This window comes from unidentified bacterial endosymbiont, assembly GCF_918320885.1.
In the GTDB taxonomy this organism is placed as follows: Bacteria; Pseudomonadota; Gammaproteobacteria; order Enterobacterales.
The window spans coordinates 700,258-713,113 of record NZ_OU907312.1; the positions used below are offsets into that span (position 1 = coordinate 700,258).

Annotated in this window: 7 protein-coding genes and 4 pseudogenes; 4 read left to right on the top strand and 7 right to left on the bottom strand. The window is 47.7% G+C overall.

Translation table 11 applies throughout. The features are described from left to right. Positions 1–19 precede the first annotated feature (19 nt). Both mnmE and metL read left to right on the top strand, forming a co-directional pair. Entirely contained in the window at positions 20–1,378 is a 1,359-nt protein-coding gene (gene mnmE / locus NL324_RS03540; RefSeq protein WP_253306372.1) for a tRNA uridine-5-carboxymethylaminomethyl(34) synthesis GTPase MnmE, read from the top strand. Between the two features lie 33 nt (positions 1,379–1,411). Next, entirely contained in the window at positions 1,412–3,856 is a 2,445-nt protein-coding gene (gene metL / locus NL324_RS03545) for a bifunctional aspartate kinase/homoserine dehydrogenase II (protein WP_253307119.1), read from the top strand. Here the strand turns inward: metL and NL324_RS03550 are convergent. Continuing rightward, complete coding sequence (locus NL324_RS03550; protein ID WP_253306373.1) at positions 3,831–4,667, bottom strand: hypothetical protein; 837 nt, start codon at positions 4,665–4,667, stop codon at positions 3,831–3,833. The two genes, metL and NL324_RS03550, sit on opposite strands and share 26 nt — an antisense overlap. Before the next feature lie 197 nt (positions 4,668–4,864). Between NL324_RS03550 and NL324_RS03560 the strand changes: the two are divergent. Then, positions 4,865–6,030, top strand: a pseudogene (locus NL324_RS03560) (IS3 family transposase). Between the two features lie 37 nt (positions 6,031–6,067). Here the strand turns inward: NL324_RS03560 and NL324_RS03565 are convergent. The 4 genes and pseudogenes from NL324_RS03565 to NL324_RS08345 form a co-directional block, all read right to left on the bottom strand. After that, complete coding sequence (locus tag NL324_RS03565; RefSeq protein ID WP_253306374.1) at positions 6,068–6,511, bottom strand: hypothetical protein; 444 nt, start codon at positions 6,509–6,511, stop codon at positions 6,068–6,070. Between the two features lie 14 nt (positions 6,512–6,525). After that, a pseudogene (locus NL324_RS03570) lies at positions 6,526–7,691 on the bottom strand (IS3 family transposase). Positions 7,692–7,749: 58 nt separating this feature from the next. After that, positions 7,750–8,442 carry a hypothetical protein gene (locus NL324_RS03580; RefSeq protein WP_253306375.1) on the bottom strand — a complete coding sequence of 231 codons (693 nt, stop codon included), beginning with the start codon at positions 8,440–8,442 and terminating at the stop codon, positions 7,750–7,752. An 84-nt stretch (positions 8,443–8,526) separates the two neighbouring features. Next, a pseudogene (locus tag NL324_RS08345) lies at positions 8,527–8,697 on the bottom strand (ankyrin repeat domain-containing protein); the annotation flags it as partial. A gap of 102 nt (positions 8,698–8,799) precedes the next feature. Between NL324_RS08345 and NL324_RS03590 the strand changes: the two are divergent. After that, positions 8,800–9,965 (top strand): annotated as a pseudogene (locus NL324_RS03590) (IS3 family transposase). 18 nt (positions 9,966–9,983) lie between these two features. Here the strand turns inward: NL324_RS03590 and NL324_RS03595 are convergent. Together NL324_RS03595 and NL324_RS03600 are read right to left on the bottom strand one after the other, a co-directional pair. Next, a complete protein-coding gene (locus NL324_RS03595; RefSeq protein WP_253306376.1) occupies positions 9,984–10,946 on the bottom strand; it encodes an ankyrin repeat domain-containing protein in 963 nt (320 codons plus the stop codon). An 89-nt stretch (positions 10,947–11,035) separates the two neighbouring features. Further along, entirely contained in the window at positions 11,036–12,493 is a 1,458-nt protein-coding gene (locus NL324_RS03600) for a hypothetical protein (protein WP_253306377.1), read from the bottom strand. Positions 12,494–12,856 lie beyond the last annotated feature (363 nt).

Below are 12,856 nucleotides of genomic sequence, written 5' to 3' on the forward strand. Positions count from 1 at the left end.
AGCGTGTTGAAACTTTACGATGATTGACACTATTGTTGCACAAGCAACAGCGCCTGGACGTGGAGGGATCGGCATTCTGCGGATTTCTGGACCGCAAGCCGCGAGTGTTGCCCAGGCTGTTGTCCGGTGCTGTCCCCAACCTCGCTATGCCGATTACCGCCGCTTTTATGATGACCAGGGTGACGTGATAGACCAAGGTATTGTGCTGTTCTTCCCCCAGCCCCACTCGTTTACTGGCGAAGATGTGCTGGAGTTACAGGGACATGGAGGAGCAGCAGTGCTTGACCGGCTGCTACAACGGGTGTTACAACTACCTGGCCTACGACTCGCTAAACCAGGCGAGTTCTCTGAACGTGCCTTTCTGAACCAGAAGTTAGATCTAGCGCAAGCAGAAGCCATTGCTGATCTGATTGATGCCAGTTCTCAGCAAGCGGCACGAGCTGCCATGCGCTCACTACAGGGGGTGTTCTCACAACAGATCCAACACTGTCTAGAGAGCTTGGTCCAATTACGTGTTCAAGTTGAAGCCGCCCTCGACTTTCCTGATGAGGGATTGGATGCACGGGCTGATGAGGCCATCGCCACGGCGCTAGCGACCATTTTATTAGCCCTTGAGCGGTTACAAGCCTCGGCACGGCAAGGCGCCTTGTTGCGAGAGGGGATCCAGGTCGTCCTGGCTGGACGCCCTAATGCCGGTAAATCTAGCTTGATGAATGCACTCACGGGAGATCAAACGGCGATTGTTACTGCGATTCCCGGTACCACGCGAGATCTACTGCGGCGCTCCATTCAGATTGAGGGCATCCCCCTGCACCTGGTCGATACCGCCGGGTTACACGAGGCCACTGATGAGATTGAGTGCCTGGGTATTGAGCGCGCCTGGTCTGCTATCCAACAAGCAGACCATCTCCTGTTAGTGATTGATAGTACCCAGCCTACCGCACCCAATGCCCCCTTTATTGGGGCCGATCTGGCACAGCAACTGCCGACAACCGTCGCCGTGACCGTGATCTACAATAAAGTCGATCTGACCGAAGAGGCTGTCGGTCTGAGTGAGGTGCAGGGCTATCCCCTGCTACGTCTGTCGGCGGCTACCGGGGCTGGCCTGGAGCAATTACGACAGCATTTAAAAACCGCACTCGGTTGGCAGAATCCACCCGAAGGGGGTTTTTTGGCACGAAGGCGCCACTTAACCGCTCTGGAACAGACGGTGAGCCATCTGCAACAGGGAGAAGCCCAGCTGTTAACCCAGGGGGCTAGTGAACTGCTGGCCGAATCCCTCCGCCTGGCTCAGCAGAGTCTCGGGTTGATTACTGGCCGATTTACTTCAGAAGATCTCTTAGGGGAGATCTTCTCCCAGTTCTGTATTGGCAAGTAAGATGCTCTCTCTTGTGACGCCGTTTTGACGTTAATGCAATACCCCTCTACTGAATCATCGATCCCTGGAGCATCAGGCCGGCAACTGCATAAATTTGGGGGCAGTAGTCTGGCTGATCCCGTGAGCTTTCAGCGGGTGGTCACACTCCTAGCACAGCAGAGTGGTGCTGAGGATCTCATTGTGGTCTCAGCCGCTGGTCATACTACCAATCAACTGCTCCACTGGGTATCACTCTCGCGTGCCGGCTCTCGTAAAGCAGCCAGTACCGCACAGAAGCTCTATTATTTCCAACGACACTTGATCCAGCGGTTGTTGACTGCCGATCGAGCGCAATCCCTGATCGAGGCGTTTGAACAGGAGTGGCTACAGTTAACCAAGCTATTACCCACCACAGCGCTGGAAGCCAATACGGCGGAGATTATCGGCCAGGGAGAGGTGTGGTCAGCACGTTTGCTGGCGGCCCTACTCAACCAGCAAGGGCTACCGGCAGTTTGGCTGGATGCCCGTTGCTTCCTCCGTGCTGAACGAGCGGTGCTCCCGAAAATTGATGAGGGGCGCTCTTATCCGCTGTTGGCCCACTATTTAGCGCAATATCCCCAGCAACGTCTGGTGATCACTGGCTTTATTAGCCGCAATCAGGCGGGTGAAACAGTGTTGCTCGGACGTAATGGTAGCGATTACTCTGCGACCCAAATCGGAGCATTAGCTACGGTACGCCAAGTCACCCTCTGGCGTAATATTGCCGGCCTCTACAGCGCCGATCCCCGTGTGGTCGCCGAGGCCTGCTTACTGCCGCAGTTACGTCTAGATGAAGCCAGTGAATTAGCCCGTTTAGCCGTTCCGGCGTTGCATACGCGTACCCTACAACCGCTCGCAAGCAGCCCGCTGGCACTCCAATTGCGCTCTAGTGTTCACCCAGATCGAGGCTGCACCCGTATTGAACGGGCATTAGCTTCGGCCCAGGGTGCCAAGATCGTGACCCATCACGATAACCTGTTCTTGATTGAGCTTCAGGTGTCCGAACAGCTCGAACTACAGCCCTTACAGCAGCAGATCACTGCCCAGCTACAGCAAGTGGGGCTTTCGCCGCTCACTTGGGGTCTGCAGCCGAAGCCGGCACGACTCCAGTGGAGCTATACGCATGAGGTGGCTCACAGCGCCTTTCAACACCTACAGCAGGCAAAGCTCCCCGGTGAACTACGCTTGCACCCTGGACGCTCTTTGATTGCACTTGTGGGCCACGGAATCAGCCAGCACTGTTTACAGCGTGATCTCTTCTATCACCTGATTGAACCTCAAGCCTTAGAACACTGCTGGCTCTCCCCTGAGGGTCACAGTATCGCCGCCATTGTCCACTGTAAAACCATTAAACCGCTGCTACAACAGCTACATCATGCCCTGTTTCAACGACGGCAACGCCTTGGTGTGGTGCTGTTTGGCCAAGGTCCCCTCGCTAGTCAGTGGCTGATGTTGTTTGCTCAGCAACAAAAGCACGTGCGGGATCGGCAGGGTTGCCAGCTGCTACTCGCTGGCGTTATTCATGGGGATCGTGCCTGGCTTGATGGCCAAGGTATAGAGCCTCATCGTGCGCTAGCCTTTTTTGAGGACGAGGCCAGGGTACAGTCGCAACTCTCCTTAGACCAGTGGCTTTTCCGACATCCCTTTGATCGGTTAGTCCTCATTGATACCACCACGCATTCTGCTCTACCCCACCGTTATCACGCCTATGCTGAGCGGGGATTACAGGTGATCACCAGTAATCGCTTGAGCGGTGCCTTAAACAATGAGGCCCATACTCAGCTCACACAGGCGTTTAAACGAGCAAACGGTCACTGGCTGTTCAGTGGGGCTGTAGGGGCAGGTCTCCCAATCCATGCACTCCTCCAAGATCTCAGCGAACGCGGCGATCAGCTATTGACGCTCAGTGGCACCCTGGATGGTGCGCTCAATTGGGTTTTTCAACACTATGAAGGAAATATCGCCTTTACGGAATGGGTGAAACAGGCCTGGCAACAAGGATTACTATCGGGAGATCCGCGGATTCATCTCTCTGGGGAGCCGGTGATCCATCAATTAGTGATGCTGGTTCGGGCAGCGGGTTATCGACTGGAAGCAACCCAAGTACGCGTTGAATCTTTGGTCCCTGCTAGTTTAGCCAACAGGCCACTGGAAACGTTCTTTGAACAGAGTAATCCACTGAATCCCCTGTTGCAGCAGCGCGTTGAGGCCGCTCAAGCGGCCCAGTTAACCTTATGCTACGTCGCTCGATTTAGTCTAAAAGAGGGGGCACGTGTAGGGATCGAAGCGTTGGGCCCGCAACACCCGCTGGCCACCGCGGCACCCTATGAACAGGTTTTTGTGATTGAAAGCCGCTGCTACCAAGATCCCCCCTTAGTACTCCGGGGTCCCAGCCAACGACCAGATGCCGTGGCGGGGGCCATACAGTCGGATCTCAACCGATTAGCTCGCTGGTTATGATTGGCTGACTAGTTTGCTGATGATAGGCGCCCGGCATGGGCGCACCCTGAATTCCCCACGCCTGAGGAGGGCCGGTAGTACTATCTGTCGATTGGGTTGGTAGTCCCCAGGTCAATACACTGTCAATGCTATGGCCTCTGTAAGGATCTGCTGCCAGGTCAGCACTACTTAAAAAGCTCACACACCGTTGCTGAAAATGGCTGATACCTATTGCAGCCTGCAGCCTCGCCTCTATCTCCGCCAGGGGGTTAGTCGGGATGGCACACAGTGGAGAGCAGCGCCCTCCGATCCATTTCCGAACGCCCAGATCTAGTAGCTGAAGTAGCCCTTGCAAGTGACCTGAAGTGTACTCCTCTACCGTATGGATGATCTGAGGATTTTTGGGTAGTTGGCGACTACTCCCTGAGCCCAAAGTAGGTGTCGCCTGGATTGCTGAAGCTGTTGATCGCCAAGCAGGCAATAGGGTTAGCCACTTCCAGTTTACCCCGCTCAGTAGGTTCGGTACTTGCTTAAAGAGAACACTAGCCCAGGGCTTATGTGAGGTGGCGCCAGAAGAAGCTAACGCTTTATCCCCCTGCAGGCTACGCCGTTGACGAGAGCGTTGCACACTCTCTTTTAAAGCTTGGAGCGTAAAACCTTGCTCACCCAAGTAAATGGCACTCTGTTTTGGGAAATGCAGTAGGGTGAGCTGATTGATCGTGATAGAGTCCTTGCCCAGTGACAGTTTTGCATTAGTCAATGTGCTGTCCAATCGTATCGCTACTCGCCCTGTTGACGTGCGATAACGAATCAGCTGATTATGCTCTATCACCCCGTTAGGCGCGCCAATGGCGTACAGTTGGTCACCGATTACCTGGTAGTTAACTCCATTTAGAATGAGATTTTTCTGTAAATTCTGTACAGGAAAACGGTGGATAACCGGGTAGCCCTGTGATCTTGCTACCCTTTAACGGACACAACGAAGAGGAACAAAGCGTATAATTTTTTGTTACTTTTTGAGGTGAAGTTATGAATCAAGGGGAATCAAGGAGCTATGATAAGGAATTCAAGCTGAATGCGGTAAAGCTGTATCACAGCACTGGTAAAACGCTCTGTCAATTGAGCGAGGAATTGGGAGTTCCCAAGAGTACATTGGCAGGGTGGGTCCATCAGCATAACAAGGATGGTGCAGAGGCTTTCCCGGGCAAAGGATACCTGAAAGCGTCTGATGCTGAGCTCAGTCAATTGCGGAAAGAATTGGCGATAGCACGCGAAGAGAGGGATATCCTAAAAAAAGCCTTGGGCATCTTCTCAGTGGCCCGCAAGTAAAATACCAGTTTATGCAAAAGCATGCTGGGGAATTCAGCGTAGAGAGGATGTCCAACGTGTTAGGTGTATCCCGCAGTGGCTATTATCAGTTTATCAAGGCTGAGCCATCCAAGCGCTATTGTGAGGATGAGCGTTTAATATCTGAAATTAAAGAGGTTTATACCATAAGCAACCAAATTTACGGTAGCCCACGTATCCATGCTGAGTTACGAGCTAGAGGTGAGCGCTGTTCACGCAAACGGGTTTGTCGGCTAATGAAAGCAGCCCATATTGCGGCTAAGATGAAAAAACGATTTAAGGTAACCACAATAGTCGATCCAAAGGCCGCAGTGGCGCCTAATTTACTCAAGCAGAAGTTCACAGCCACTCGCCCTGATCAATACTGGGCAGCAGATATTACCTATATTCCGACCCAAGAGGGATGGTTGTATGTTGCTATCGTACTGGACCTGTTCTCTCGTAGTATCGTGGGGATGGATATGCAAGCTCACATGACCACCGAGTTAGTAGCCGCAGCATTACGCCAGGCAATAACACGGAGGAAGCCTGCTGCAGGTCTCATCCACCACTCCGACCGAGGCAGCCAGTATACCAGCAAAGGATTCAAGGCTGTATCGGCGCATCACCAGATAACGCTTAGCATGAGTAGTACGGGCAATTGTTATGACAATGCAGTAGCAGAGAGTTTTTTCCATACCTTAAAAACAGAGCACACCCACTTTGAACGTTTTGAGAGCAGAGAACAAGCCAAATTGAGCATTTTTGAATACGTAGAAGTGTTTTATAACCGACAGAGACGGCACTCAACGCTAGGCTATCTGTCTCCTGTAAATTTTGAAAAAAATTGGTTATCCCAGGTCGCTTAAGGTTTCTCTTCTCTGTGTCTAAAAAAAGGTGGCAAGATCACTCCGCTAATACCGTGTGTAAATTCTCCACCCGTAACTGAATCCCTGCGGTTTGTTGGAAGAAGTCGGTATGTAAGACCGCAGAATCGACTACCTGACCGTTGACTCGTACTAATGCTCTAACCTCTCGCACGGGTATCCCTTCAATCCCCTGGGGCTGTTGACGAGCCAACAGCACGCTATCAGGCACCAGGCTCTCCGGTTTCCAGAAAGGAGCCTCTTGAAACGTTTTTAGGACATCCACTGGAAGATTCTGTTTTAACACCCAGGGATGGTAATCACGGTGACCGGTTTTCCATTGAAAGAAGGCCTGGATCAAGGCAGACATCTGAGGCCATTGGATACCAGATCGGGACTGTAAACGGGATCGGTAATTAAAGTCTGAGCTATAGAGTTGGTAGCGCGGCCCCTCATTGTGATCTTGCCACCTTTTTTTAGACACAGAGAAGAGAAACCTTAAGCGACCTGGGATAACCAATTTTTTTCAAAATTTACAGGAGACAGATAGCCTAGCGTTGAGTGCCGTCTCTGTCGGTTATAAAACACTTCTACGTATTCAAAAATGCTCAATTTGGCTTGTTCTCTGCTCTCAAAACGTTCAAAGTGGGTGTGCTCTGTTTTTAAGGTATGGAAAAAACTCTCTGCTACTGCATTGTCATAACAATTGCCCGTACTACTCATGCTAAGCGTTATCTGGTGATGCGCCGATACAGCCTTGAATCCTTTGCTGGTATACTGGCTGCCTCGGTCGGAGTGGTGGATGAGACCTGCAGCAGGCTTCCTCCGTGTTATTGCCTGGCGTAATGCTGCGGCTACTAACTCGGTGGTCATGTGAGCTTGCATATCCATCCCCACGATACTACGAGAGAACAGGTCCAGTACGATAGCAACATACAACCATCCCTCTTGGGTCGGAATATAGGTAATATCTGCTGCCCAGTATTGATCAGGGCGAGTGGCTGTGAACTTCTGCTTGAGTAAATTAGGCGCCACTGCGGCCTTTGGATCGACTATTGTGGTTACCTTAAATCGTTTTTTCATCTTAGCCGCAATATGGGCTGCTTTCATTAGCCGACAAACCCGTTTGCGTGAACAGCGCTCACCTCTAGCTCGTAACTCAGCATGGATACGTGGGCTACCGTAAATTTGGTTGCTTATGGTATAAACCTCTTTAATTTCAGATATTAAACGCTCATCCTCACAATAGCGCTTGGATGGCTCAGCCTTGATAAACTGATAATAGCCACTGCGGGATACACCTAACACGTTGGACATCCTCTCTACGCTGAATTCCCCAGCATGCTTTTGCATAAACTGGTATTTTACTTGCGGGCCACTGAGAAGATGCCCAAGGCTTTTTTTAGGATATCCCTCTCTTCGCGTGCTATCGCCAATTCTTTCCGCAATTGACTGAGCTCAGCATCAGACGCTTTCAGGTATCCTTTGCCCGGGAAAGCCTCTGCACCATCCTTGTTATGCTGATGGACCCACCCTGCCAATGTACTCTTGGGAACTCCCAATTCCTCGCTCAATTGACAGAGCGTTTTACCAGTGCTGTGATACAGCTTTACCGCATTCAGCTTGAATTCCTTATCATAGCTCCTTGATTCCCCTTGATTCATAACTTCACCTCAAAAAGTAACAAAAAATTATACGCTTTGTTCCTCTTCGTTGTGTCCGTTAAAGGGTAGCAAGATCATTGAACACCACCAGCGACTGCTGGCCACTCTCAAAGAGCATACTGTGCCCGACTAACGGTTCGAAGCCCTCTGGCGGGATCTCTAGTAGGGTTGTTTTAGGAGTGTTTTGAAAAAATTGTTGCGCCTGTTGATAGTGGTTCTCTAGCAGCAGCTGCTCCCGCGGACTCTGGTTAAGCCGCCCCTCATCTAAAATATCGCCCAGATTGCGCTGATAGCGTAATAGATTATCCAGCGATTCCCCTTGCTGCCAGGCGATCGCCGCAGCGATCTGACTATACACTCTGGCGGCCTGACGTTGTTCAACTGAGCCGTATTCTTGCAAAGGCTCGTAGGGAAATAAAGGACGATCCCGTTCATCTCCATCCATACAAGCAGCCAGGTCACGGCGTCTGCGCGGCCAGTGTGAGCAGCCAGGGCTAGGATTCTCCTCTACCCCCTCTAGTCCAACAGACTCTGATAGCGCTCTAAATTCTACTAAGTGCTCTATCGGTAATATCGATAAACGTTCTTTAATGAGTGTCAGAAGTTGTGGAGTGTCTTCGTAGTCACTTTTTTCCAGATGTTTTTTTAATAATTCACACTCCTCGAGACTTAAATCTTTAATATTTGCGCCTTTTCTTAGCAGATCCACGACAGTGTCCCAATTATCTACTTCAGCAATCCAACTGAGCAAGGTTCTAGCATTCCCAATAACAGGTATGCTGCCAGGATTATCCGGAGTATTCCTGTTGCCGTGTAGCTCATCTAATGTATTGACAACCCCTTTATGATCATTTTCGTCAGCTCCAATAGCAGGTGTTTTGCCATCATGATCCGGCGTATTCCTGTGGGCACTGAGCTCTATTAATCTACTAATCATTGCGATATGACCATTGGCAGCTGCCCAGCTAAAGGGTGTTCTGCCATCATTGTCAGGAATATCCAAGCGTACGAGTTCCCAAACTGAGGTTAATTGATCTTGCTACCCTTTAACGGACACAACGAAGAGGAACAAAGCGTATAATTTTTTGTTACTTTTTGAGGTGAAGTTATGAATCAAGGGGAATCAAGGAGCTATGATAAGGAATTCAAGCTGAATGCGGTAAAGCTGTATCACAGCACTGGTAAAACGCTCTGTCAATTGAGCGAGGAATTGGGAGTTCCCAAGAGTACATTGGCAGGGTGGGTCCATCAGCATAACAAGGATGGTGCAGAGGCTTTCCCGGGCAAAGGATACCTGAAAGCGTCTGATGCTGAGCTCAGTCAATTGCGGAAAGAATTGGCGATAGCACGTGAAGAGAGGGATATCCTAAAAAAAGCCTTGGGCATCTTCTCAGTGGCCCGCAAGTAAAATACCAGTTTATGCAAAAGCATGCTGGGGAATTCAGCGTAGAGAGGATGTCCAACGTGTTAGGTGTATCCCGCAGTGGCTATTATCAGTTTATCAAGGCTGAGCCATCCAAGCGCTATTGTGAGGATGAGCGTTTAATATCTGAAATTAAAGAGGTTTATACCATAAGCAACCAAATTTACGGTAGCCCACGTATCCATGCTGAGTTACGAGCTAGAGGTGAGCGCTGTTCACGCAAACGGGTTTGTCGGCTAATGAAAGCAGCCCATATTGCGGCTAAGATGAAAAAACGATTTAAGGTAACCACAATAGTCGATCCAAAGGCCGCAGTGGCGCCTAATTTACTCAAGCAGAAGTTCACAGCCACTCGCCCTGATCAATACTGGGCAGCAGATATTACCTATATTCCGACCCAAGAGGGATGGTTGTATGTTGCTATCGTACTGGACCTGTTCTCTCGTAGTATCGTGGGGATGGATATGCAAGCTCACATGACCACCGAGTTAGTAGCCGCAGCATTACGCCAGGCAATAACACGGAGGAAGCCTGCTGCAGGTCTCATCCACCACTCCGACCGAGGCAGCCAGTATACCAGCAAAGGATTCAAGGCTGTATCGGCGCATCACCAGATAACGCTTAGCATGAGTAGTACGGGCAATTGTTATGACAATGCAGTAGCAGAGAGTTTTTTCCATACCTTAAAAACAGAGCACACCCACTTTGAACGTTTTGAGAGCAGAGAACAAGCCAAATTGAGCATTTTTGAATACGTAGAAGTGTTTTATAACCGACAGAGACGGCACTCAACGCTAGGCTATCTGTCTCCTGTAAATTTTGAAAAAAATTGGTTATCCCAGGTCGCTTAAGGTTTCTCTTCTCTGTGTCTAAAAAAAGGTGGCAAGATCAAATCTATTGACGACATCGAGATGACCATTGCCGGCCGCCCAGCTCAACGGTGTTCTAGAACTGTAATCGGAAGCACGAAAATCTGCGTCTAGATTGACTAACGCATTGATGACGTCGATATGCCCCTCTGCAGCCGCCCAACTCAAAGGGGTTCTGCCCTCCTCATCCTGAGCCTCAATGTCAACGTCTAACGCTACTAATCTATTGACAACATCGAGATGACCATTTCCAGCTGCCCATATAATAGGCGGCATGTCATAACTATCTAAAGTATTAATATTTACGCCTAGCGTTACTACTCTATTGATAATATCTATACGACTGTTTTCAGCAGCCCAGGACAGTAGGTTGATGTCGGGAAAAATCTCTGCACCTCGTTCTAGTAATGATGTGATAACATCCGTAAGACGCTCACGAGCTGCACGTATAATAGGGGTTATATTCTGATTATCTGGGATATTAATGTTTGCGTTTCGTTCTAGTAATAGATTAATAATATTGGAATATCCATTTTCAATCGCTACTCTAATCGGAGTTCTACCATCGATATCCTGCGTATTAATATCTGCCCCTCGATCGAGTAATCGATGCACAAGATCGGTATAGCCATGATCAACGCTCCGTCTGAGGAGCGTTGTGAGCACCTCAGGCGGAATATAAAAATTTGTGTCTAGAGATAATAATTTATTGATAATATTGATATGATTGTTTTCATTTGCCCAGACAAAAGGTGTTCTGCCCTCATGATCCGGAGTATGAATGTTTGCGCCTAGATCTACTAACCTATTGACAATAGTAATATGACCATTGGCAGCTGCCCAACTAAAAGCTGTTCTGCCCTCATGATCCTGAGTATGAATATTTGCACCTTGTTCTAGTGCACTCATTAAAGCACCAATATCACCTTGTTTAGCAGCGTTGATAATGTTTTCATCTACCATAGTTATTAATCCTTGATATAACAATAGTTAATTAACCTGAGGCTGGATTAACAGAGTAAGTGCAACGGGCTATTGATTGAAGGGTGGGTTCATATACTGGACGCTGTGTTGCGCTTATTGCGTGAATCCAGCGTTAGGTTACTCTTGGATACGTTGCGACTGCCATAGTCTATCTCACTGTTTATCCGTCCGACACCGCTGAGATCCCTGTCATCTGTGGCCAATAAGCTTGATGACTGAAGCAATTGGTTAAGTTGCAACTGTCTATCACCCCTTCCCGTTCCAAGATCTCTGGAGTTCCTTTTGTATGGAGAAAATCGTGTAAATTTTCGACATTTTTTTCTAGCTAAAGGTTTATGAGAATCCACGTGTAAACTCTGGGTTTGCAAGTTGCTCAAATAATTCACAAGATTGCCTAACGCCTCTATACTCCACGGCCAATCTAGTATATTTTTTTCAGCTAAACCCTCTAATATTTTTGGAGGATTGTTAGAACCCGTATGTAAATACTGATAAATTTTAAAGATACGTTGTGAGTATTCTGTAGAATCTTTTTCAGGTATTTGTTCAATATTGACCTTTAAAAATTTTTCTAATTCACTAGAAAGCTCCCAATGATTCCTTATCGTACAGATCTCTTTTTCTTTATTCTTAGGTTCACCGTTATTATTCTCTGAATCACCCCAATGAGAACTATCCCAGGCCATAACAGAACTGAATCTTCCATGCATACCACCTTCATTAGGATCCCAGTCGGAATCCCATGCATCGTTCCAATTAAAGCCAGGCCACCAAGCCTTTTTGCTTTTGTTCTCTTGACCGCTTGGCCTATTCAATTTATTTTCTTTCATCTGGATGTTCTGAAGTATTTCAACCCTTTCATTACGTACAAACCAGAGAGGATAATTAACTGTTATTTTCTGTTGACTAGAACTCATGGATGATAGTCTATTTAATGGATTAGGCTCCCTCACTACTAGCGCCAGCAGATCTGTAAAATTCATCTTAACTGTTAATGATATTGCTATATTTGATAAGTTTTTCTCCAACACTACTGACGCCAGAACTCCTCTAAACGGAAGCTGTCCCGTTAATAGTGTATTTTTGAAAACATAAAATAATAGTCTGGTAAGTTCTCTTCCATACGGACACTGCTGCTTCAATGGCCAGCTTATCCCTTGAGGTTGATTTTTATTAGGAAATACTGTTTTCCTATTATACTGATAACACCTTGAATACAGAACTCCTTCTACAGGCTGATTCCATTGAGTATCTCCCTTGGGGTTTTGAGAGCACAGTAACCCTTGCTGATTTTTTTTGATAGTCTGATGGTAGCGTTGACCCGTTGACTGCCTACAGCGCAGCGAACTACCCCGGGGCGAATCGCTGTATCTTACCGTGATTTTGCTTAACCATAATCGAATAGGACGTAAATAAAACAGTGATCTTCTAAAATAAACAACCCTATTCACCTCCTGTTTTTTTCTTCGACTTTTGAACCACCGACGTATTGTTTTATAATAAATATTATTTTTAATATGATTCATAAAATTACTTCAAACCAGGTCAACAACAAGCAATAGAAAACTAATCTACGCGTTCTATACCACAGAAAACAAAAACAACTTACAAACAACTTAGTCAATCTACATCACTTATTTAATCAGTTAACATAACTTATTGTAAGAAAATATTTCTTATTATAGTCATCATAAGAGATCATCTTACCCTACCGTACAACCTATCATTTTTTTATTGTTAAAAACATTTAAATAGTTATTTTAACTATTTAAAAAGATTAGCAAGTGGTCTAAAAACATCGGCCATTGGGTCAATAAAATAGTGCTGGATTATTCCATAGTGATTGGATTGGTCAATGAATCTCCCCTCTGGAGTGCCACTCTTCTACC